The sequence below is a fragment of the Streptomyces sp. NBC_00878 genome, from assembly GCF_026341515.1.
Taxonomy (GTDB): domain Bacteria; phylum Actinomycetota; class Actinomycetes; order Streptomycetales; family Streptomycetaceae; genus Streptomyces.
Genome location: NZ_JAPEOK010000001.1, coordinates 2,737,218 through 2,760,349 on the forward strand (window position 1 = coordinate 2,737,218; position 23,132 = coordinate 2,760,349).

Consider the following 23,132-nt stretch of genomic DNA (forward strand, 5'->3'; position numbering starts at 1 on the left):
GGGCATCAGGTCGTGACGCGGCTCCCGGAGCGGTGACTGGTCCCGGCACGGTTCCAGGGCGGTGACCGATCTCGGCTCGGTTCCAGGGTGGTGACCGGTCTCGGCTCGGCTCCCAGGGCCGTGTCAGACCTCGGGACGGAGCATCGGCGGGTTGAGCAGCGTGGCGCCGCCCGCGCGGAACAGCTGGGCCGGGCGACCGCCCTGGCGGGTCGTCGTACCGCCCGTGGGCACGAGGAAGCCCGGTGTGCCGGTGACCTTGCGGTGGAAGTTGCGGGGGTCCAGCGCCACGCCCCACACCGCCTCGTACACCCGGCGCAGTTCGCCGACCGTGAACTCCGTCGGGCAGAAGGCGGTGGCCAGCGACGAGTACTCGATCTTCGAACGGGCGCGCTCCACTCCGTCCGCCAGGATCTGCGCGTGATCGAAAGCGAGGGGCACGGCCTGTTCACCGTCGCGGCCGTAACCGCCCTGCTGAAGCAGTTCCTGGACGGGCGCCCAGCGCGCGCTGTTCGCGTCTCCGCCTGCCCTGGGCGCGGGCAGATCGGGGGCGAGCGCGAGATGCGCGACGCTGACGACCCTCATGCGCGGGTCGCGCTTCGGATCGCCGTAGGTCGCGAGCTGCTCCAGGTGCGCGCCGTTGGCCTGCGCGGGGGCCGTCTGGTCATGGGCGCACAGCCCGGTCTCCTCGCTCAGTTCCCGCGCCGCTGCCTGTGCCAGGTCCTCGTCCGGCCGTACGAAGCCGCCGGGCAGCGCCCACCGCCCCTGAAAGGGCGGCTCACCCCTCCGCACCGCCAGTGCGCACAGGGCATGGCGACGCACGGTCAGCACGACGAGGTCAACGGTGACGGCGAACGGCGGGAAGGCTGACGGGTCGTAGGGCATGCCGAGATCATAGTCGTCTGCCTGACGATAAACACTCCCTTCGTCGGCCGCTTCAGTGGCTGATCCACTGCCCTCCGGTACGGGCGTCGTGGTCGCCACCGGCCCGATCCTTGTCGACTTCCACTCGCTCACACTCCCAGTTGAAGCCCGTCGGCGGCCTCCTCGACCATGGCGAGGCCGAGCCTGCTGACGCGTACGGAGAAGGGGGCGCCCGCGACGCGCAGGCCGGTCAGCCCGATCTCGCCGAGGGGGGCGCCGCGGACCGGTCGCAGCGTCACCGTTCCCGCGGGGGCGTCGGGACGGATTCCGGCGAGGGTGGTGAGCAGGAGGATGCCCGCGGCCGCGGCCGTTGCCGCGGGCCGACAGGCCGCCGGATGCGGCAGCGGGGCGCCACCTTCCGTGCGCCGCTCCCCCGCGTACATCTCCGGCAGCCGGTGGCCGAACGCCTCGGCCGCCGACAACATGCCCCGCAGCAGTGAAGTCGCCTCCTTTTCGTAGCCCGCGGCGGCCAGTCCCGCGACGGCGACGGCCGTCTCGTGGGCCCGGACGGCCCCGCTTCGGTGCCCGAACGGGTTGTACGCCGCCTCCTTCGCACCGAGGCTGCGCAGTCCCCAGCCCGAGTCCATGGCGGGCCCGCCGAGCAGCCGCGCCAACTGTTCTGTCTGCACCTTGTCGAGCAGGCCCGGGGCCGGAGTGCCCTCGCCGAGCAGCCCGGTGTCGAGCAGGTGGGCACTGGCCGCGCCGAGGTGTGGCACGACCCGCCCGTCGGGCAGACGGGCCGCGGCCGGCCTGCCGCCTCCCCTGTCCTCGATCCAGAAGTCCTCCTGGAAAGCGGTCCTCATCCCACGAGCCCACCTCCGCAACTCGGGACCGCCTCCCCTGCCGTACGCGTCGAGCAGGTCGGCGCCCAGCAGCGCGGCCCGGTGGGCGTGCGCCTGGGTCTCGCAGCGCGACGGTCCGCCGGGGCGCGGGTCGGACAGATACGTACCGTCGCCGACCGCGGTCCGCAGCCACTTGAGGCAGCGCTCGGCCACGGGCAGCAGTTCCTCGGTCTCCTGCTCGGGGAGCCCCCAGCGCCTGGCTTCCGCGAGGACGACGGGGAACAGCAGGGTCGCCTCTTCGCCCGTGCAGCTCGGCGGCAGATGCGTACCGGCATGCCGTCGCGGCCCGGGGAGCAGTCCGGATCGCGGCCCCGCGCCCACGAGTTGGGTGCGCGCGAGGGTGCGCAGGGTGCCCGCGGCCAGCCGGGTGCCCAGCGGCAGGGTCATACGGGCCGCCGCGAGCGCCTCGGCCGGCGCCATACCGCAGCGCCAAGGTGCGCCGGCCGCGAGGTGGGTGTCGGACGGTTGCACGGAGTCACGCAGCAGCAGGGCCTGGAGGTCATCGATGCTCGTGCGCAGGAGTGCCTGAACCCTTGGGTCGTCGCTCACGGCCCGTGCCGGGGCGAGCGGGCTGGTGGCGCCGCGCGCGACGGCTCGGATGGGCCCCGCGCCCGTCGGCCCCACCCTCAGTTCCACGCTTCGGGTGCCGCCGGGCGGCAGGTCGAGCTCCCAGCGCAGCAATCCGGCGGAGGCCAGCGCGTCCGAAGGCGGCGGGCTGGCCGTGACGACGGAGTGCCCGGTGGCGCAGGACCATCGCATGCCCGAGTCGTGAACGCTGGCGGGCAGGTCGGGACCGGCCCGCCCGGAGGCGACCGCGCCCAGTTCCGCCAGGTCCGTGCCGAGCGACACCTCGACGGGCAGGCGCAGATGGCGGTGGGCCGCGCTGCGCAGGGTGATCCGCTCCGTGCCGTCCGCGTATCGCGTCCGTTCGACGACGACGTCGGGGTCGGGGCCTCCGTCGGCGGACAGGCTCAGGGTCGCCACGAAACGGGCCTGGTCGGCCGCGACCATCCGGGCCTGGGCCGCGAGCGGTTCGCGCCCCGCGACGCGCAGTCGGCAACGGGAGAGCATGCGTCGGCCCGCGCGGTAGAAACCCTCCAGTCCCTGGCCGGTCAGCTGGCCGTGCTCTGTGGAAATCGCGAGCCCTGGCAGGGCTACACAGATCAGCGCGTGGTGCGCGGGTGGCAGATGCACGGTCGCGTGTGTCAGGGACGGCGGCGTCTGCGGGGTTGTGGCTCCGCCGGGGCCTATGGAGGGCTGTACGGGCCCGCGGAGCAGAGGGGGACTGCCGAGCGGAGTGGAGGACGGGGTGGGCAGAGGCATGGGCGGCTTCTTCTGTGCTGCGTGCGCTGAGAGCGCGCTCAGCGGCGTGGGGGGCTCCGGAGGGGCGGGCGATCGATGGCACGGCCCGGCCGCGGGCTGCGCCACTCAGGTGAACGGAGCGGGGCGGGCCCGGGTCACGCCCCGGTTCACGGAAGCCGACGGATTGACAGATTGATGGATTGGCTGTGAGCCGGGGGCTCGGGGTGCGCCCTCCGACGGTTGGCCGGGGCGGGGCCCGGGAACGGGGCGGGGCCCGGGCGAGGCGGGGCGGGGAACGGGGCGGGGCCCGGGAACGGATGAGGCTTCCGCCCAGTCAGCCCTTCTTGGAGTGTCCGCAGAAGTCCAGCCCTTCCCGGGCAAAGCCACTGCCAGGGCCCGCGCACAAGCCTTACGCGCCCCACGCCTCCCGCCTCCCGCCTCCCGCCTCCCGCCTCAGCGCCCTATCACCCCATCGTCCCGAGTGCGACCGGCCGCCACACCGACCCGAGCCCCGCCAACCCCCACGTCATCGCCCGAAGCGGCCGGGCCGACCATCCAGGCTCAGTTGGCCTGGGCACAGTCGCCCTCGGCCCAGGCGACCACCACCCCCGATACCGCTCCCCCGCCCTCACGTCTTGCCCTTCTTCGTCCCATGTCGGCCGGCTCCTCGGCGGGACCGGGCGGCGCCGCCCGTACCCTCCGCGGCCCGAGCGGGTCCTTCCGTCGCCGGGGAGCCGTCGGCGGTGGAACGGGGATGGCGCGTGCCCGCGGTCCCGGATGGCCGGGAACCCGGACGGCTCGCCCCGCTCCCCGTGGACCGCGGCTTGCGTCGAGGACGGGAAGCCACCGAGGTCGACCGCTTCGGGGCGGGCCCCGAGCGTCCGTCGACGTCGACCGGCGATGTCGAGGACGAGGTCGAGGTCGAGGAGGCATTCACCTCCGTGTCGCAACGATCCGTGTCGGGACGATCGGCGTCGGGACGATCCGCCCGCTCCCTGCGGAGGCAGCGGCGAATCGACTCCGGATCCAAGCCCTCGTTGCACGCCTGGTGGAGAAGGTGGGCGAACAGGTATCCCGGATCCGCTCCGAGCGCCATCGACAGGGCTTCGCGGGCCTCCAGTTCGTCACCGGAGGACCAGGCAACCCATCCCGCGAGCGTGAGTGGTGCCGCGGCATGCTCGCCGTACGGGCCGACACATCGGCGGGCCAGGGCCCTCCAGAGGCGGAGGGCCGGGCCGGCCTCGTCGCCCTCCATCCACTCCGTCGCCCGGTCACGCGTCGTGCGGTCCTGGAGGCCGAGGATCAAGGTGGCTGCCTCGTCGTGGCCAAGGAGTTCGTCGTCGCGAAGATCCGCCGACAGGGCGCCGGACACACCGGACACATGAGGTACTGCCGGTGCACCGGATGGGCCCGAAGGACCCGAAGGATCCGAAGGCCCCGATGCGGCGGATACACCAGATGCCCCCGACGCACCGGACCCAGGCGTGCAGTCAGCGAACCGGCCCATGACCCGATGAGCGAGGTCCAAGGTCTCGGTCGCCACGACCGCCCGGCTTTCGTCGTCCAGGATCCGGGGGACCAGCGCCATGCTCACCGCATCGAGCGCGGACTCCTGCTCCAGCGCGGCCGCGGTCTCCCACGGGACCAGCCTCGCCCTGAACTCCTTCAGGGATCCCCGGACTTGGAGGCCGGCGTACGTCGCCGCGGCGGCCAGCACGGACGTCCCGGGCAGCCCCATGGCCGTACCGTCGGGCGGGCAGCACTGCTCACTGGGGCAGCAGTACGACCAGAAACGGCCGTCCGAGATGCACAGGGCCTCGATCACGGGAACGTCCAGGGCGCCGCAGGCCGTGCGCAGCAACTGCGCGAGTGGGCGCAGACGTTCCATGACTTCCCGGCCCGACTCGCCGTCCCTGGGGTCCTGGCAGAGGAAGGCCACGATGCTCTCGGGCAGCGCGCCCCTGCGTTCGCTGCCCTTCACGAGTCCGTGGGTCAACTGTCCGGCCACGGACGGCCAGTCGTCCGCGTTGGCCGGGATGCCGAGCCGGGCCCGTCCACCGAACCTGCCGCGCCCGTCCCTGTCGTGCAGGGCGGCGAGCACGATGCTGTCCTCGGGCCGGTACCCGAGCAGGTACGGCAGGGCGTCCGCCAGTTCGGCCGGAGTGCGGAGGGTTACCTGGTGCTCGGCGCACGGGATGCCGGACGTGCCGTGCACCGGGTCGACACGGCTGTCGCCTCCAGGCCTCTCGCTTTGCTCGCCTCCATGCCTCTCACTCAGTTCGCTTCGTTCACCTCCATGCCTCTCGCCCAGTTCGCCCGGTCCCGAACCATGTCCCCAACCATGTCCCCCGTGGCCTGAACTGTGCCCGTCACGCCCTCCAAACCCATCGCGTTCGCCACGCCTTCCAAACTCCCCGCGTTCGCCACGCCCTCCATGCTCGCCGCACCCGCTGATGTCACCGTCGCCGTGGTTCCCGGCCGCTTCGCTGTGATTCGTCATGCCGTGACCATCCCGCGGATCCCAGAATTCCGCTTTGCCCTGTGGATAACCACGACCATGGTCACGTCAGAACTTGTCCACAGCCTGACGGGCTCCTGCGCGTGATGTCCGACCCATCGGGTCCCATGGGGTCATGAGCAACGAAGCGCCACACACCGCATCTGGTCATACTCATAGCCCTTGTTGTAGTCATTCCTCCTGACTACAGTGCTGACCATGGATCATGCCTTGTTGCGCGAGCGCCTTGACGCCCTCGTCTCCATCGAGTCACCGTCCGGGCACACCGAGGGCCTGGAGCGCTGTTACGCGCTGATGCGGACCTGGGGGGAGCCGATACTCGGCAGAGAGGCCGAGATCGTCACCGAAGGAGGGACGCCGCATCTGCTGTGGCGGGCGCGAGGCGCGGGAGAGGTGCTGCTCCTCGGCCATGTCGACACGGTGTGGCCCCTGGCGACGATCGACCGGCGCCCGTTCCGCGTCGAGGACGGCCGCGCGTACGGGCCTGGCGTCTTCGACATGAAGGCCGGGCTGGTCACGGCCTTCGCCGCGCTCGCCGAGTGTCGCGATCCGTCGGCGGTGAGCGTGCTGATCACCGGCGACGAGGAGATCGGCTCTCCGACCTCACGGGCACTGATCGAATCCGTCGCCGGTGCGAGCGGCGCCGTGCTGGTGCTGGAGCCCAGTCAGGCGGGAGCGGTGAAGACTGCCCGCAAGGGCGGCTCGTTCTACAGCGTCGACATCACCGGCAGGGCGGCGCACGCCGGGTTGGAGCCCGAACGCGGAGTGAACGCCCTGCTCGAACTCGCGGCGCAGGTCGTCGCCGTGTCGGCGCTGGCAGCCCCCGAGCGGGGGACGACCGTCACCCCCACCGTCGCGCGCGCGGGCACGACCACGAACACCGTGCCCGCGGAAGCACACCTGCGCGTGGACGTACGCGCCTGGGAGCTTGCCGAGCTGACCCGAGTCGACCGGGCGATGCACGCCCTGTCGGCCAGCATCCCGGGGTCGGCCGTCCGGGTCGACGGCACGATCAACCGGCCGCCGCTGGAGCCGGCGAGTTCCCGGAAGCTCTACGCGACGGCGCGCAGGGTCGCGGCCGAGTCCGGGTTGCCCGAACCGGACGAGGTGGGCGTCGGTGGAGCGTCCGACGCCAACTTCACCGGCGCGCTGGGGATACCCACGCTCGACGGACTCGGCCCGCTGGGTGACGGCGCGCACGCCGAGCACGAATGGGTCGATCTGACCTCACTCGGCGAGCGGGTCCGGCTCGTCTCCGGACTGATCGACCGACTGACGCGCCCGTGACCGCTGGGCACGCATCTCGATCGCGTCGAGCATCATCTCCAGGCCGACATCGAAGGCGACCGGCCCGCCGACGTTCGGCAGGCGCTCGGCGTAGTGCGCGATGGTCGGGTACTTTTCCGGGTCGAGCTGGCGGTATTCCACCTGCCATGCCAGCTCGTCCCTGCGCTGGACGTCGGGGTCGAGCGCGTGGAAGGACGCCTCCAGGCTAGCCACGGCCCGCACGAAGTTGCCGAGCGCGCGCTGCACCGACGCCACCTCGTCGTCGGGGACTCCGGCACGCCGCACGGCGTCCAGAGTGAACTCGACGTTGGAGAACTCCATGGGTCGTCGCGTCGTGCGCATGACCATCTGCTGGGCGAACGGCGCGTACCGCAGGTAGTGCTCGCGCACCCGCTCGGCGATCGTCCGGAGGTCGGCGCGCCAGTCGTCGGTGGGCGCGACGCTGCCGCCGTAGGAGCGAGCCCGGAGGCTGTCGACGAGTTCCAGAAGCAGCTCGTCCTTGTCCCTGAAGTGACGATAGATCGACGTCGGATGCGCCTCAAGGGCGGCTCCGATCTCCTGGAACGTCAACGCGTCGAGGCCATCCCGCAGGGCGATCTTCTCGGCCGCCGCGAGGATCGTCTCCCGGTTGAGGCTGTCGCGGGCGCGGCGGGGCTTGGTCTCCCCGTTCGAACGCTTCTCCTTCGACTGGCGTGCGGCTGCCACCAAAGCCTCCCCTTGTCGACCCATGAGCCATCACTGCTGTCGGCATTTTCGCACCAGCCGACCGATCTTCTGGACTACAGCTTAGTCAACGCTCCTGACTACAAACCTGCCTAAGACCCTTGCTTGCGCCCTGACTGGCGCATAATCTCCCCTCATCCCTTCCAGAAAGGCCAGCGCATGAGCACTCGGATCAGACTCGGAGCCTTGGGGCTCATGGCCCTCCCACTGCTCACGACCGCGTGCACGAGCGGAGGTGCCGGCCCGAATCCCCGTACGTCCCCCAGCACGGCCGTGCCCGTACGGCAGGGCGGGAGCATCGTCATCGGCGCCGAGCAGGAACCGGACTGCACGGACTGGATCGCGAGTTGTGCGACCTCGATCTGGGGCACGTACATCATGGACGTCCCGACCATTCCGCGAGTGTTCGAGCCGAAGAAGGTGGACGGCAAGTGGGCGCCGGTGGCCACGAACGTCCTGGCCTCGGAGCCCGAGGTCGCCGCGGGCCCGCCGCAGAAGGTCACCTACCGGATCAACCCCGCCGCGGTGTGGTCGGACAAGAAGCCGATCACCTCGGCGGACTTCCGGTACACGGCTCTGGCGATCCGCGACGGCAAGGACGTACTGGACCGGACCGGATACAGCCACATCACCAAGGTCGACACGCCCGATCCGAAGACGGCGGTCGTCACCTTCGACACCCCGTACGCCAACTGGAAGCACCTGTTCAGCGGCCTGCTCCCCCAGCACCTGCTCGACGGCAAGGACCGCGGTGCGCTGATGAAGGACGGCTACTCATGGAGCGGAGGCCCCTGGAAGATCGAGTCCTGGAAGAAGGGGGTCTCGGTCGTCCTGGTGCCGAACAAGAACTACTGGGGGGACAAGCCCAAGCTGGACAAGGTCACCTTCCAGTTCACCGCTGACACCGCCGCGGCGTTCCAGGCGTTCAAAACCGGCCAGCTCGACGCGCTCTACCCCACGCCGCAGCTCGACTCGATCGACCAGATCAAGAACGGCCTTCCCAACGCCAATTCGGTCGTCGATCCCGAGTCGGGCAACCTGGAGGGGCTCTGGTTCAACAACGCCAAGGCGCCCTTCGACTCCGTGGACTTCCGCAAGGCGGTGTCCTACGCGCTGGACCGCAAGGCCATCGTGACCCGCCTGTACGGCGCGCTCGGTGTCACGAAGCCCGCCCAGAGTGTGCACACCCCGCTCGTCGGCAAGTACGGGGGCACCGACTTCGCGCGGTACACCCTCGACCAGGCCAAGGTCGACTCCCTGATGAAGGGCGACGGCTGGGCCAAGGGATCCGGGGGTATCTGGGAGAAGGCAGGCAAGAAGGCGACCTTCACGGTCAGCACGATGACCGGCAACAAGCGCCGCGAGCTGACCGAGCAGATCCTCCAGGAACAGCTGCGTACCGCCGGTTTCGAGGTGACGATCGACAACACCTCGGCCGCGGACCTGTTCGCCAACAAGGTACCCAAGGGCAATTTCCAGCTGGGCCTGTGGACCCTCGTCGACACGTTCCCGCTGCCGTCGCTGGAAGCATCGTTCTCCTCCAGCGCGATTCCCACCGCGAAGAACGGTTACGCCGGGCTCAACATGTCCCGCATCGACCTGCCCGGTCTCGACAAGGCTCTCAACACCGCGGCATCCTCTCTCGACGACAGCACACGCGTCGAGGCGTCGCGGAAGGCCGACAAGCTCCTGGCCGACTCCGCCGCCACTCTGCCGCTCGACGTGATCCCCAACGTCCTGCTGTGGAACAAGAAGATCGGCGGGCCGTTGGCCGTCGACCCCGCTCGTGGGCCGTTCTGGAACCTCGCCCAGTGGGGCCTCGCTCGCTGAGAGGCGGTCGGCGACCATGTTCACCTACATCGCCCGAAGGTTGCTCTACTCGATACCCGTCGTTTTCGTCGCGTCGTTCCTGCTGTTCTGGGCGGTCAGGACCGTGTTCGACCCGCTGGCGAAGCTGCGCGGCGGCCCTGACCCGGGCGCCATCGCCCGCGTGACGGAACGCCTCGGACTCGACAGGTCGATTCCCGAACAGTACTGGCGATGGCTCGCGAGCTTCGCCACCGGTGACTGGGGAGTCAGCTCGCGGACCACAGGCCCGGTCCTGAGGCTGATCCTTCCCGCGCTCGGCACCACCCTGCAGCTGATCGTCTGGGGTGTGCTCCTCGCGGCGGTGATCGCGCTCGCGGTCGGCGTCTACTCGGCGGTGCGGCAGTACTCCGCGGGTGACCTCGCCTTCACCGGGCTCTCCTACCTCGGCATCGCGATGCCGCCGTTCTGGCTCGGGCTGATCCTGATCCAGTTCCTCGCGGCCTGGCCGCAGGAACTCCTCGGCCTGACCGACCCCCCGCTGTACTTCGTGGGCCTGCACTCGCCCGACGGTGGCGGTCCACTCGACTATCTGCGCCACCTCGTGCTGCCCGTACTGACCCTGACCATCGGTCTGGTGGCGAGCTGGAGCCGGTTCACCCGGGCGACGATGCTCGAAGCCCTCACCAGCGAGTACGTACGGACCGCACGGGCCAAGGGGGTGCCCAGGCGCCGGATCGTCGTACGGCACGCCCTGCGGACGGCGCTCGGCCCGTTCGTCAGCGTCACCGCCGTGGACGCCGGTCTGCTGTTCGGCGGGCTCGTCGTCACCGAGCAGATCTTCGCCATCCAGGGCATGGGCAGGCTGTTCCTCGACTCTCTGCTCGCGGGCGACGTGTTCGTCCTCGTGCCGTGGACGCTCGTGATCGCGGTGGTCGTCATCGTGTTCAACCTGCTCGCCGACCTCGCGTACGCCGTACTCGACCCGAGAGTGAGACTCCGATGACAGCGGTCACCGCCGCGGCGGTCTCTGTGCCCGAACGAACCCAGTGGCAACTGGCCCGTCGGCGGTTTCTGCGCCACCGGCTCGCGGTCGTGGGGCTCACCGTGCTCACGGTGCTGATCATCGGCTGCTTCGGCGCGGACCTGATCGCCCCGTACAACCGGGGCGTCCAGGACCTGGCGGTCGGGCCGACGCCGCCGTCGGCGGCGCACTGGTTCGGCACCGACGAACTGGGCCGCGACTACTTCACCGAGCTCCTCTACGCCGGGCGGATCTCGCTCGCGATCGGCCTGTCCGTCGCCGTGCTCGCGACCGCGGTGGGCACGGCGCTCGGCGCGGCGGCGGGCTTCTTCGGCGGCTGGGTGGACGAGGTCATCATGCGGGTGACGGACCTGTTCATCGTCCTGCCCGCGATCGTGGTCCTCGCGGTCGTGCTGCAGGGAGCCGGCCGCTCCCCGGTCGTGATCGTGCCGGTGCTGGCGGCCATCGGCTGGACCACGGTGGCCAGGGTCGTCCGCAGCCAGGTCCTCTCGCTGCGGGAGAAGGAGTACATCGCCGCGGCGACGGTGCTGGGCGTGACCAGGCGGCGGATCATCGTGCGGCACATCCTGCCCAACCTCACCGGCGTCATCGCCGTGAGCACCTCGCTCGGTGCGGCGAACGCGGTGATCATCGAATCGACGCTCTCCTTCCTCGGCTACGGCGTGCAGCCACCGGAGTCGAGCTGGGGCAACATGCTGAGCCAGGCGGCCGGTCTGATCGGTACGGGCAAGGTGTACCTCCTGTACTTTCCCGGTCTCTTCATCCTGCTCACCACCCTGGCCATCAACTTTCTCGGCGACGGCCTCAGGGACGCGCTCGACCCGAAGGGAACGCGCCCGTGAGCGCCCTGCTGGAGGTCGCTGACCTCACCGTCGAACTCCCCACGGACGGCGGCCCGGTCACGGCCGTCAGCGGACTCTCGTTCGCCGTCGCCCCCGGCGAGACACTCGGAATCGTCGGGGAGTCGGGCTCCGGCAAGAGCGTCACGGCGATGGCCGTGCTCGGGATCCTGCCGGGCCGGGCCCGCGTCACGGGGTCGATCCGGTTCGGCGGCGAGGAACTGCTCGGCCGGCCGGAGGCGGAGCTGCGCACCCTGCGCGGCCGCCGCATCGCGATGATCTTCCAGGACGCGCTGACCGCGCTCACTCCGGTGCACACGGTCGGCGCGCAGATCGCGGAGGCCATCACCGTGCACGACCCCTCGGTCTCGCGGTCGGCGGTGCGTGACCGCGTCGTCGAACTGCTCGACCTGGTCGGCATCCCCTCACCCGCCCGACGTGCGGACCAGTACCCGCACGAGCTCTCCGGCGGTATGCGGCAGCGCGTCATGATCGCGATGAGCATCGCCAACGAACCGGATCTGCTCATCGCCGACGAGCCGACAACCGCGCTCGACGTGACCGTGCAGGCCCAGATCCTGGACGTCATCAGAAGGATCCAGCAGCGCACGTCGACCGCCCTCATGCTGATCACCCACGACCTGGGTGTGGTGGCCGGCGTCGCCGATCGCGTGATGGTCATGTACGCGGGCACGAAGGCCGAGGAAGCCGCCGTCGAGCCGATCTTCTACGAGCCCGCTCACCCCTACACCAGGGGCCTGCTGGCCTCGTTGCCCCGGCTCGACGCACGCCACGGCGAACGGCTCTACCAGATCCCCGGCCAGCCCTCGTACGCCGCGGGGTGCCCCTTCCACCCCCGCTGCGAACACGCCCGGGCGGGCCTCTGCGACACGACGGTCCCCTCACCGGTCCGGATCGGCGAGGGCCACAGCGCGTCGTGCCTGCGAGTGGGCGAGCTGACGAAGGAGGTCCCCTCGGTATGACGGCTCTTCAGGTCACCGACCTCATCAAGACCTATCCCGTACGCGGCGGGGCGTTCCGCCGCCGGACCGGCACCGTCCAGGCCGTCTCGGGGGTGACGCTCCGGGTGGCACAGGGCACCACGCTCGGGCTCGTCGGGGAGAGCGGCTGCGGCAAGTCGACACTGGCCGCGTGCCTGGTCCGGCTCGTCGAGCCGACCTCGGGTGAAGTACTCCTCGACGCGACGGACTTCACGGCGTTGTCGGCGGCGCGGTTGCGCGCCGCGCGACGGCGTATCCAGCTGGTCTTCCAGGATCCGTACGCGTCCCTCAATCCGCGCATGACGGTCCGCGCCATCATCGTGGAGGCGCTCGACGTCCATGGCCTGCATCGCGGGCGCGAATCCGAGCGGGTCGCCGAACTGCTCGAACTCGTCGGGCTCGACCCGCGGCACGCCGGCCGGTTCCCGCACGAGTTCTCCGGCGGGCAGCGCCAGCGGGTCGGCATCGCTCGCGCGCTCGCCGTCGAGCCCGAGGTGATCGTGCTGGACGAGCCGGTCAGCGCGCTGGACGTGAGCATCCAGGCCGGCGTGATCAACCTGCTGGAGGACCTCCAGGACCGGCTCGGGCTGACCTACCTCCTGATCGCCCACGACCTGTCCGTGGTACGGCACGCCAGCGACGAGGTGGCCGTCATGTATCTCGGCCGGATCGTCGAGCAGGGGCCGCCGGACGAGCTCTACCCGCGTCCTCTGCACCCGTACACCCAGGCGCTGCTGTCGGCCGTGCCGATCCCGGACCCGCGGGCCGAGCGTGCCCGCCGCCGGATCATCCTGACCGGCGACGCCCCGAGCCCGACGGATCCGCCGTCGGGCTGCCGGTTCCGGACCCTCTGCCCGAAGGCAAGCTCGATCTGCGCCGCCGAGGTCCCCGCGCTCGTCACCGACGCGCGGGGCCACAGCGTCGCCTGTCACAAACCGGAGTTGATCGATGTCCTCTGACGCCCGTAGCTGGCGCGACCGTTTCGCCACCTCCATCGTGAGGTCGGTACGCCCCTGTCCCGGCGCTCTCGACCTCTCGATGGTGTTCTCGGCCGGCCTCGGCGACGCCGAGGTGTCGGTCTGGGACGCGTCCACCGGCACGACCGAGCAACTCCCGGACCTGCCACCCCACGTGGCGGACCCGGTGCCGGCCGCGGACGGACGCGCGATCCTCGTACTGCACGACGCCGACGGCAGCGAGGTCGGCCACCTGTGGTCCTACCCGGTCGACGGCAAACCCGTCGACCTCACCCCCGACCTGCCCGCCTACACGCTGCGCGGCATCGACGTCGCGCGCGACGGGTCGGCCGTCGTCATCTCCGCGGTCACCGACGAGGGATTCACGCTCTACCACCTGTCCGACGAAGGAGCCGTCCGGCGGCTGTTCCGCAGCAGGAACGAGGCGTGGAACAGCCTGGTCTCCGCCGACGGAACGCTGGCGAGCATCGACACCACCGACCACAACCCCGGCATCCGCCGCTTCGCCGTCACGGTGTTCGACGCCTCCGACGGCGCCGTCCTCGCGTCCCTCTCGGACGGTCCCCTGGCGCCGGTGCGCGGGGTCCGGTTCTCGCCGGTCGCGGGAGATCCGCGCCTGCTGGTGAACACCGAACGCACGGGCTTCGCGCGGCCGGCCGTGTGGAACCCGCTCACCGGTGAGCGGATCGACGTGGACGCGCCCGAGCTCTCGGGTGACCTCGTCCCGCTCGACTGGTCGGACGACTGCTGCCGACTGCTGCTCGTCCACGTCGACCAGGGCATCCACCGGGTGTACGAGTACGACATCCCGGACGGCAGGCTGCTGCGGGTCCCGCATCCCGACGGCGCCTACTTCTCCCCCGAGGTGGCCTGCGCGGTGAACCACACGTGGGCGTCCCACTACGGGCCGGGCGGCCAGATCCGGCTGCTGCGGGAGCGCACCGACCTGCCCCTTGAAGTACTGGCGCTCGACCGCGACGAGTCCGAACCGCGCGGCATCCTCGCCCCCGCGGAGGTCGTGCCGGGCATCCCGCTGCGTTCGGTGTCCGTCACGTCGGCGGACGGGACCGCGTTGCAGCTGTGGGTCGCGGCACCCGCCGGCGCGAGCGGTCCGACGCCGCTCGTCCTGAACGTGCACGGCGGCCCGAACCTCGCGGAGGTGGGCGGATACGACCCCGTCGCGCAGGCGTGGCTCGCCGAGGGTTTCGCCTACGCGTCGCTGAACTACCGGGGCTCCGTCACGTTCGGCAGGGCGTTCCGCGAGGGCTTCTGGGGTGCTGTCGGCGACCGCGAACTGGAGGACGTCGAGGCGGCCTGGCGATGGCTGGTGGACGAGGACATCGCCGACCCGTCGGCCGTCTTCATCAGCGGAGCCTCGTACGGCGGCTTCCTGACCCTGCTTTCCATGGGCCGGCTGCCCGAACTCTTCGCAGGCGGATTCGCGTTCATCGCACTCGCCGACTGGAAACTCGCCTACGAGGACATGCACCCCGCGCTGCAGGCGGCCTGGCGGGGTTTCCTGGGCGGCAGGCCCGAGAACATGGAAGAGCGGTTCCGGCTGAGCTCGCCCATGACCTACGTGGAAGGCGTGCGGGCGCCCGTGATGATCAATCAGGGACGCTACGACACCCGTACGCCCGCCCGGCAGGCCGAGGAGTACGCGCGGCGGCTCCGTGCCGTCGGGGGCGACGTGTTGCTGGAGTTCTTCGAGGGCGGTCACGGACCCGTCGGGAACGACGGGGTCGTCGCCAATTTCGAACGGGAACTGGAGCTGGCCCGCAAGGCGCTGCGCGGGGAACGCTGGTCCTGAGAACCGATGGTCCGGGCCGGCCTGTTTCCCCGGTCGGCCCCGGGCCGGACCGCTCACCAGCACGCCCGGGCCGACCCGTTTCACCACTCGGTCCCGGGCCGATCCGTTCATCAGCCGGTCCGGACCGATGGGTTCACCACTCGGCCCCGGGCCTACCCGTTCGCCAATCGGCCCAGCCGACCCGTTCACCATGCGGCCCGGCCTACCCGTTCACCATGCGGCGGGTCGACCCGTTCACCAGCCTGCCCCGGCCAGGAACCTCTCCAGTTGCTCGGTGACGAGCGCCGGTACCTCCTCCGGCAGGTAGTGGTCGCTCGGCAGCGCGGTTCCGGTGACGTGTTCCGCGTACGCGCGCCAGACCTCCAGGACGTCGTAGCTGCGGCCGACGAAACTGTGCTCGCCCCAGAGCGCCAGTACGGGGCAGCGCACACGCCTGCCCGCCGCCGCGTCGGCCTCGTCGTGCTCCAGGTCCACGCCCGCCGCGGCCCGGTAGTCGGCGCAGGACGCGGCGATCGCGGCAGGGTCGGAGAAGCAGCGGACGTACTCCCGCACCGCGGCCTCGTCGTACGCGGCGCCGCCCGAGTGCCGGGCCGTCATCCGGCTGCGAATCCAGAACTCGGGGTCGTGGCCGATCAGCCGCTCCGGGATGCCGTGGCCTGCCGCGAGGAAGAACCAGTGGTAGTACCCGAGGCCGAACTCGGCGTCGGCATGGGCGAAGGTGTGACGCGTGGGCACGATGTCCAGCACCGCGAGGGCGGAGACGGCATCGGGGTGGTCGAGGGCCAGCCGGTGCCCGACCCTGGCCCCGCGGTCGTGCCCGGCCACCGCGAACCGGTCGAATCCCAGCGCCCGCATCGCCAGCAACTGGTCGTGCGCCATGGCCCGCTTGGCGTAGACGTCGTCGGTCACGGGGGCGGGCTTGGCACTGTCGCCGTAGCCGCGCAGATCGGTCAGCACGACCGTACGGCCTGCGGCGGCCAGCGCGGGCGCGACCTCGTGCCAGATCAGATGCGTCTGCGGATAGCCGTGCAGGAGCAGCACGGGCGGGCCCTCGCCCCCGACAACCGTGTGCACCGCGAGGCCGTCCGCGTCGACGGTGCGGTGCCGGAACGAACTGGGCAGCGGGACGGCCATGGCAGGCGCCTCCTTCAGAGGAATTCGACGATCGCGTGGGTCGGAGGGCTTCGGTGATCGCGTACTTGAGAGGACTTCGGTGATCGCGTGGGTCAGACAGCTTCAGTGATCGCGTGGCTCAGAGGGCTTCGATGATCGCGTGCGTCAGGTCGGCGGTGGTCGCGGTGCCACCGAGATCGGGCGTACGCAGGGAGGTCGTGGCGAAGACCTGGGTGATCGCCGTCAGGACGTCGGCCGCGGCCTCGGGATGGCCCAGGTGGTCAAGCATCATCGAGGCGGTCCAGATCGCGCCGACCGGGTTCGCGATCCCCCGGCCCACGATGTCCGGCGCCGATCCGTGGACGGGCTCGAACATCGACGGGTACGTACGCGTCGGGTCGATGTTCGCGGCGGGCGCCAGGCCTATGCTGCCGGCGACGGCGGCGGCGAGATCCGACAGGATGTCGCCGAACAGGTTCGACGCGACGATCACGTCGAACCCCTCCGGGCCGAGCACCAACTTGGCGCACAGCGCGTCGATGTGCTCCGCGCGCGTGATCACGCCGGGATGGGTGGCGGACCGCTCGGCGACGATCTCGTCCCAGAAGGGCATCGTGTGGATGATGCCGTTCGACTTCGTCGCCGAGGTCAGCCGACCGCCACGCCGCTCGGCCAGTTCGAGGGCGTAGTCGACGATGCGGGTGACCCCGGCCCGGGTGAACACCGCCTCCTGTACGGCCATGTCGGCCGCTGTTCCGCGGTACAGACGGCCTCCGACCTCGCTGTACTCGCCCTCGACGTTCTCCCGTACCACCACGAGGTCGACCGCGCCGGAGGTTCGCAACGGGCCCGGCACTCCGTCGAACACGCGGATCGGCCGCAGGTTCACGAACTGCTGGAAGCCTCGGCGGATCGGGATGAGCAACCCCCACAGGGACACGTGATCGGGCACCGCCGGAGCGCCCACGGCACCCAGGAAGATCGCGTCGTGGTGGCGTACCAGGTCAAGGCCGTCGTCGGGCATCATCGAGCCCTCGGCCAGATAGCGTGCGCAGGACCAGTCGAACTCGTCGTAGGTGAAGGCGATGGCGTGCTTGCGGCCGATGGCGTCGAGTACGGCGCGGGCGGCGGCGCAGACCTCGGTGCCGATCCCGTCTCCGGGAATCACTGCGATTCGGTGTGATCTCATGACATCGATTCCAGCAGTCGGGTGTGTTCGCGGTCCAAGATCGACCGCCGACCCCACCGATCGGCGCCTTCTATCGTTCCTGGTCGGAGGCGAGGTCCAGGAACGCGCGGGCCGCGGGACCGATCCCGGCCAAGTGACTCACGTACGCGACGTCGAGGTGGACGGGCGGATCGAGGTCGACGACGACGGCCCCCGACCGCTCGGCGAGCTCCCGCCATGAGTCGGCCAGTACGGCGATGCCGCTGCCCGCGAGCACCAGCGGCAGGATCGCCTCGCGATGCTCGATCTCCACGGCGATCGTCAGCTCGACACCGGAGTGGATCAGGTCGTCGACGACCGCGCGCATCCCCGTGCCCGGCTGGCCCGCGATCACCCGTACGCCCGACAGATCAGCGGCACGCACCCGCTCCCCGGCGGGCAGCGGTCCCTCGGCCGAGGCCACCACGACGAATCGCTGCCTCGCGACCGGATGCAGCCCGACGCCGGGCCACCGCGGCAGCCCCACGTCTGCCAGCAGGCCGAGTTCCGTGCGACCGGTGCGTACGGCCTCCATTACCTGCTCCGCGGTCGCCGCCGCGCGGACCACCACGCGCACCCCTGGGTACCGCGCCGTGAAGCGGGAGATCGCACCGGCGAGCGGGTCGATCGCCTGGGACGGCATGGCGGTGATCTCCAGTCGCCCCGTCCGCAGTCCCTGGACCGCCTCGACGGACTGGACGGCGAGGCCGAGCGCGTGGACGGCCGTACGCGCCGGTTCGACGAGCGCCCGCCCCGCCTCCGTCAGCACCACGCCACGGCCGACCCGGCGAAACAGCGCATCGCCCAACTCACGTTCGAGCTGCTTGATCGACTGCGACAACGACGGCTGTGCGACATAGAGCACTTCGGCCGCCCGATGGAACCCGCCGTGGTCAACAACCGCGAGAAACCGCTCCAGCTGCCGGAAGTCCACCACTGGATCATCCCGCGCACGTCGACGCAGGTCCAGGAGGGTGCGGGCGCCGATCGCCGTGGCACCGGAACAACCGGCCTGGCGACGCCCCGCCGGGCCGTACCTCACCTGATCAGACCGGGTCCGCGACGGCGGCCGTGGCAGCGGGCACGCCGCTGTTGAGAGCCGTCAACCGGCCCTGGTCGAGGGCGATCAGGTCGCGTTCCGCGGTGAGGTCGGCTCCTCGCATGAGCAGCCAGTAGCACAGCGACGACACGGGGAGCCCGATCAGGGCGGAGATATCGGCGCCGTGGAGAGCGTGAGCGGCCGGACCGGTGAACAGGGCGGTGGAGAAGAACGGCACCATGGTCGCGAGTCCGACGGCATACGCCGTCAGTCCCCGTGCGCCCCAGCGGCCGTAGACACCGCCGCGCGGAGCGAGGATCTCGGCGATGGCGTACGAGCTGTGGCGGACGAGGTAGAAGTCGACGAGGTTCACGGCGGTCCACGGAATCAGCAGGTAGGACAGCAGGGCCAGGAAGCCTGCGAAGCTGCCCAGGTAGTGGTCGGGAATACCGACGGTGGCGAGATAGGTCAGCGCCGTCAGGGCGGCGACCACCACCACGCGGGACCGTACCGATGGACGGATCACCCGGAACGCGTCGATGGCACTGAGCGCGTTGATCGCGGCGCTGTAGAAGGACGTCGGCAGGACACCGATGATGGAGAGGACGGTGACGGCGAGGGTGACCCAGCCCAGCCCGCTGATGAAGCCGTCGCCGTACTGCTGAAGGGCGGTGAGCGTGTCGGTGCCCGGCCGCGCCGTGGCCACCGTGGCCCCCAGCAGTTCGAGCCAGGTGGCGGAGGTGAGGGAGCCCAGGAAGACCATGCCCACGACCCGCTTCGTTCCGGTCTTCTTCGGCAGATAGCGGGTGTAGTCCGACACCATTGGGGCGATCGCGATCTGATAGGCGGCCGAGGCGCCGAACTGCGCGAGGAACGCGGTCCATTGGAAGCCTCCGGTGGACAGGAGGCTCGCAAGATGGACCTCGGCGACCACTCCCACGGTCACCAGCCCGAAGCTGACGAGGACCAGGATCGCGAGCCAGCGCTGGATCCGATGGACCAGTCCACGGCTGCCGAACTGGACGCGTGACTGGATCATCTGGGGCAGCCCCAGTTGGGGTCCCTGCGCGGCGTGGAACGCGGTGAAGAAGGTGCCGAACAGGCCGCCGGCCAAGATGGCCACCAGGCTCCAGCTGATGCTCAGGCCCAGGCTGGCCCCACCACGCCGGTGAGCGCGGTGACGACGTTCGCGTTGATCACGAACCAGAACGGTGCCTGCTGCCTGACGGTGCCATGGCATTCCGACTCGGGGATGTAGTCCGTGGAGTGTGCTTCGACGCGAGATCTGGCGGGGTCCGAGAAGTTCGCACTCCGCGACCACTACCTCACCCGCGCCGCCCAACAGTCCGATCCCGAACCCGAACCGCAGCCCCAGCCCCAGCCCCAGCCCCAGCCCCAGCCCCAGCCGGACCGTACCGATCGGAGCGACGCGTGAGGACCTTGAAGGACAAGACGCTCTTCATCACCGGCGGGAGCCGCGGGATCGGCCGTGCGATCGCGCTCAACGCTGCCTCGGAGGGTGCCAACGTCGTCATCGCGGCCAAGACGGCCGAACCGCACCCCAAGCTCCCGGGAACCATCCACTCGGTGGCGGCCGAGATCGAGGAGGCAGGCGGGAGCGCGCTTCCCCTGCTTCTCGACGTGCGCGACGAAGACCGGATCGCGGAGGCCGTCGCATCGGCCGCACGGCACTCGGTGGCATCGACGTGCTGGTGAACAACGCGAGTGCGGTGTTCCTGGCGAAGACCGCGGACACGCCTCTCAAGCGATTCGACTTGATGTTCGACATCAATGTGCGGGGGACATTCGCCGCGTCGCAGGCATGCATCCCGTACCTCGAACGTTCCGGGAACGGACACATCCTGACCTTGTCGCCACCCATCGATCTGCACCCCGGCTGGTTCGCGGACCGAACCGCCTACACCATGTCGAAGTACGCGATGAGCATGACGGTTCTGGGGCTGGACGAAGAACTCCGGGCCGGCTCTGTGGCCGTCAACGCGCTGTGGCCCAGGACGATGATCCACACCGCCGCCTCCGAGATCTTGGGTCTCGGCCGGGCGGGCTGCCGCTCGACCGACATCATGGCCGATGCGGCTCACGCCATCCTCACGCGCCCGAGCGCCGAGTGCACCGGCCGCTTCTTCCTTGACGAGGAGGTGCTCCGCGAAGAAGGCGTCACCGACTTCACGAAGTACGAACTCGTCCCGGGCTCCCCCCTCGAAATCGACCTCTTCGTGTCGCCCGGACAAGCTGACACGCCCCTCTGACGGCTCGCTGCCCGCTGCCGGCCCCGGCCACTCAGCTACCCAGCTCCCCAGCTCCCCAGCTACCTACTGTCGGCGGTCAGCGAGGCCCACTCACCCCGCCAGCGCGAGGGTGAGTGGCAGTACCTGGACCGCTCCGGTCTGACGCAGAAGGCGTGCGCCCACCGCCAGGGTCCAGCCGGAGTCGGTGTAGTCGTCGACGAGCAGTACGGGACCGGGGTTGTCGGCCAGGGCGGCGGCGAGTTCGTCGGGCACCGTGAACGAGGCCGCCAGCGCGCGCAGCCGCTGGGCGGAGTTGCTGCGGTGTGCCGCGTGCTCGCCGGCCTGCGGGGTGTAGGCCAGGCTGCCCAGCAGCGGGAGCCTGCCGACCCGGGCCAGGCCCCCGGCCAGGGAGGAGACCAGCTGCGGTCGGGTGCGGGAGGGCATGGCGACGATCCCCACCGGCCGCGCCACCGCGTCGGGGGCGCCGCTGGCCCAGCCGCCCGACGAGCGCGCCCAGTCGGCCACGACCGTCACGACAGCGGCCAGCACGTCCTCCGGAACCGGACCGTCCGGGGCCTGTGCCGACAGGAGCGGACGCAGGCGGTTGCCCCAGCCGATGTCCGACAGCCTGCCCAGCGCACGCCCCGTGGCCGACTGCTGGCCCACGGGGATACGGCCCTTGAGGTCGACCCCGACGGCGGGCAGGCCCGAGGGCCACATGCGGCGCGGCTCGACCTCGACGCCCGGGCGGTCCAGCTCGCCGGTCGCCGCGCCGAGGGCCGCGGGCGAGACGGCGGGATCGACCCAGAGCCCGGCGCAGGAGTCGCAGCGACCGCACGGGGCGGCCTTTTCGTCGTCGAGTTGCCTCTGCAGGAACTCCATCCGGCACGCCGTGGTCGATACGTAGTCGCGCATGGCCTGCTGCTCGGCCTCCCGCTGCCGGGCCACCCAGGCATAGCGCTGCGCGTCGTACGCCCACGGCTGCCCCGTGGCGGTCCAGCCCCCCTTGACGCGCTTGACCGCCCCGTCCACGTCCAGGACCTTCAGCATCGTCTCCAGCCGCGAACGCCGAAGATCCACCAACGGCTCCAGCGCCGGCAGCGACAACGGACGACCCGCCTCCGCCAGAACCGTCAGAGTGCGCCGCACCTGCTCCTCGGGCGGGAAGCCCACCGAGGCGAAGTACGCCCAGATCGCCTCGTCCTCCCGCCCCGGCAGCAGCAGCACATCCGCATGGTCCACACCGCGCCCCGCACGCCCCACCTGCTGGTAGTAGGCGATCGGGGACGAGGGCGAGCCGAGGTGGACGACGAAGCCCAGGTCGGGTTTGTCGAAGCCCATCCCGAGCGCGGAGGTGGCCACCAGCGCCTTCACCCGGTTGGCCAGCAGATCCTCCTCCGCCTGCAGCCGATCGGCGTTCTCCGTCTTGCCCGTGTACGAGGTGACGGTGTGCCCGCGCTGCCGCAGGAAGGCCGCGACCTCCTCCGCCGCCGCCACCGTCAGCGTGTAGATGATCCCCGAACCCGGCAGATCCCCCAGCCGCTCCCCCAGCCAGGCCAGCCGATGAGCCGCGTCCGGCAACGTCAGAACCCCCAGCCGCAGACTCTCCCGGTCCAGCGGCCCCCGCAGCACGAGAGCGTCCCCGCCTCCCGTGCCCAGTTGCTCCGCCACATCCGCGGTCACCCGCGCGTTCGCGGTCGCCGTCGTGGCCAGTACCGGCACACCCGCCGGCAGCTCGGCCAGCATCGTGCGCAGCCGGCGGTAGTCGGGGCGGAAGTCGTGGCCCCAGTCGGAAATACAGTGCGCCTCGTCGACCACCAGGAGACCGGTCGTGGCCGCGAGCTTGGGCAGCACCTGATCGCGGAAATCGACGGAATTGAGACGCTCAGGACTGACGAGGAGCACGTCGGTCTCGCCGCGCTCGACCTCCCCGTAGATGGTGTCCCACTCCTCCGGGTTGGCCGAGTTGATGGTGCGCGCCCGGATTCCGGCCCGCGCCGCCGACTCGACCTGGTTGCGCATGAGCGCCAGCAGCGGCGAAATGATCACCGTGGGGCCCGAGCCGCGCCGGCGCAGCAGAGCGGTGGCCACGAAGTACACGGCCGACTTGCCCCAGCCGGTCCGCTGCACCACCAGGGCTCGCCGGCGCTCCTCCACCAGCGCCGACACCGCCTGCCACTGGTCCTCCCGCAGCCGCGCCGAGCCTCCGGCGTCGCCGACGAGCTCAGCGAGGATGGCGTCGGCTTCGGTGCGGAGCTCCAGGTTGTCCATGCCCCCATGCAACCCGATGGCACTGACAATCGGCGAATCCAGCCAGCGCGGCAAAGAGCTCTCGAAGAGCCCAGACGTCCGGGCCCAGGGGTGTTGCCGCTGGTCCTCGCCGTGCAAGGGTGATCCAAGCGCGCCGGCGAGAATATCCGGCAAGGATATATACGGCGGATCACCTGATAACG

General features: G+C 70.6%; 16 protein-coding genes and 1 pseudogene. 8 read left to right on the forward strand and 9 right to left on the reverse strand.

Annotation, left to right across the window (positions count from 1 at the left end):
- Positions 1-123 precede the first annotated feature (123 nt).
- From OHA11_RS11240 to OHA11_RS11250, 3 genes are all read right to left on the reverse strand, one after another.
- Positions 124-882 (reverse strand): NUDIX hydrolase, encoded by a 759-nt coding sequence (locus tag OHA11_RS11240; RefSeq protein ID WP_266494808.1) that lies wholly within the window; start codon positions 880-882, stop codon positions 124-126.
- Positions 883-1,010: 128 nt separating this feature from the next.
- Positions 1,011-3,086, reverse strand: coding sequence for a glycogen debranching N-terminal domain-containing protein (locus tag OHA11_RS11245; protein WP_266494810.1), 2,076 nt, complete (start codon positions 3,084-3,086; stop codon positions 1,011-1,013).
- Positions 3,087-3,693: 607 nt separating this feature from the next.
- Positions 3,694-5,280, reverse strand: coding sequence for a DUF4192 family protein (locus OHA11_RS11250; protein ID WP_266494811.1), 1,587 nt, complete (start codon positions 5,278-5,280; stop codon positions 3,694-3,696).
- Between the two features lie 501 nt (positions 5,281-5,781).
- Between OHA11_RS11250 and OHA11_RS11255 the strand changes: the two genes are divergently transcribed.
- Positions 5,782-6,870: a M20 family metallopeptidase gene (locus OHA11_RS11255; protein WP_266494813.1), complete on the forward strand. Its 1,089-nt coding sequence runs from the start codon at positions 5,782-5,784 to the stop codon at positions 6,868-6,870.
- Here the strand turns inward: OHA11_RS11255 and OHA11_RS11260 are convergent.
- Positions 6,811-7,575 carry a TetR/AcrR family transcriptional regulator gene (locus OHA11_RS11260; protein WP_266494814.1) on the reverse strand — a complete coding sequence of 255 codons (765 nt, stop codon included), beginning with the start codon at positions 7,573-7,575 and terminating at the stop codon, positions 6,811-6,813. The two genes, OHA11_RS11255 and OHA11_RS11260, sit on opposite strands and share 60 nt — an antisense overlap.
- 177 nt (positions 7,576-7,752) lie before the next feature.
- Between OHA11_RS11260 and OHA11_RS11265 the strand changes: the two genes are divergently transcribed.
- From OHA11_RS11265 to OHA11_RS11290, 6 genes are read left to right on the forward strand one after another with little or no spacing between them, the layout of a single operon-like run.
- Complete coding sequence (locus tag OHA11_RS11265) at positions 7,753-9,423, forward strand: ABC transporter substrate-binding protein (RefSeq protein WP_266494815.1); 1,671 nt, start codon at positions 7,753-7,755, stop codon at positions 9,421-9,423.
- A 16-nt stretch (positions 9,424-9,439) separates the two neighbouring features.
- The gene (locus OHA11_RS11270) at positions 9,440-10,405 is read left to right on the forward strand and encodes an ABC transporter permease (RefSeq protein WP_266494816.1); all 966 of its coding nucleotides are present in this window, start codon (positions 9,440-9,442) and stop codon (positions 10,403-10,405) included.
- Positions 10,402-11,286 (forward strand): ABC transporter permease, encoded by an 885-nt coding sequence (locus tag OHA11_RS11275; protein ID WP_266494817.1) that lies wholly within the window; start codon positions 10,402-10,404, stop codon positions 11,284-11,286. The genes OHA11_RS11270 and OHA11_RS11275 overlap by 4 nt, the downstream gene beginning before the upstream one ends.
- The gene (locus OHA11_RS11280; RefSeq protein WP_266494818.1) at positions 11,283-12,266 is read left to right on the forward strand and encodes an ABC transporter ATP-binding protein; all 984 of its coding nucleotides are present in this window, start codon (positions 11,283-11,285) and stop codon (positions 12,264-12,266) included. The genes OHA11_RS11275 and OHA11_RS11280 overlap by 4 nt, the downstream gene beginning before the upstream one ends.
- Complete coding sequence (locus OHA11_RS11285) at positions 12,263-13,243, forward strand: ABC transporter ATP-binding protein (protein ID WP_266494819.1); 981 nt, start codon at positions 12,263-12,265, stop codon at positions 13,241-13,243. The genes OHA11_RS11280 and OHA11_RS11285 overlap by 4 nt, the downstream gene beginning before the upstream one ends.
- A complete protein-coding gene (locus OHA11_RS11290) occupies positions 13,233-15,071 on the forward strand; it encodes a prolyl oligopeptidase family serine peptidase (RefSeq protein ID WP_266494820.1) in 1,839 nt (612 codons plus the stop codon). Before OHA11_RS11285 ends, OHA11_RS11290 begins: the two co-directional genes overlap by 11 nt.
- 234 nt (positions 15,072-15,305) lie before the next feature.
- Here OHA11_RS11290 and OHA11_RS11295 read toward each other — a convergent pair whose 3' ends face one another.
- From OHA11_RS11295 to OHA11_RS11310, 4 genes are all read right to left on the reverse strand, one after another.
- Positions 15,306-16,205, reverse strand: coding sequence for an alpha/beta fold hydrolase (locus OHA11_RS11295; protein WP_266494821.1), 900 nt, complete (start codon positions 16,203-16,205; stop codon positions 15,306-15,308).
- Positions 16,206-16,323: 118 nt separating this feature from the next.
- Positions 16,324-17,373 carry a tartrate dehydrogenase gene (locus tag OHA11_RS11300; RefSeq protein WP_266494822.1) on the reverse strand — a complete coding sequence of 350 codons (1,050 nt, stop codon included), beginning with the start codon at positions 17,371-17,373 and terminating at the stop codon, positions 16,324-16,326.
- Positions 17,374-17,443: 70 nt separating this feature from the next.
- A complete protein-coding gene (locus tag OHA11_RS11305; RefSeq protein ID WP_266494823.1) occupies positions 17,444-18,325 on the reverse strand; it encodes a LysR family transcriptional regulator in 882 nt (293 codons plus the stop codon).
- A 112-nt stretch (positions 18,326-18,437) separates the two neighbouring features.
- Positions 18,438-19,670, reverse strand: a complete 1,233-nt coding sequence (locus tag OHA11_RS11310; protein WP_266494824.1) for a cytosine permease — start codon at positions 19,668-19,670, stop codon at positions 18,438-18,440.
- Between OHA11_RS11310 and OHA11_RS11315 the strand changes: the two are divergent.
- A pseudogene (locus OHA11_RS11315) lies at positions 19,664-20,700 on the forward strand (SDR family oxidoreductase). The gene OHA11_RS11310 and the pseudogene OHA11_RS11315 overlap by 7 nt on opposite strands.
- Before the next feature lie 90 nt (positions 20,701-20,790).
- On the opposite strand, the gene OHA11_RS11320 reads toward OHA11_RS11315, so the two are convergent.
- Positions 20,791-22,950 carry a RecQ family ATP-dependent DNA helicase gene (locus tag OHA11_RS11320; RefSeq protein ID WP_266494825.1) on the reverse strand — a complete coding sequence of 720 codons (2,160 nt, stop codon included), beginning with the start codon at positions 22,948-22,950 and terminating at the stop codon, positions 20,791-20,793.
- Between the last annotated feature and the right edge of the window lie 182 nt (positions 22,951-23,132).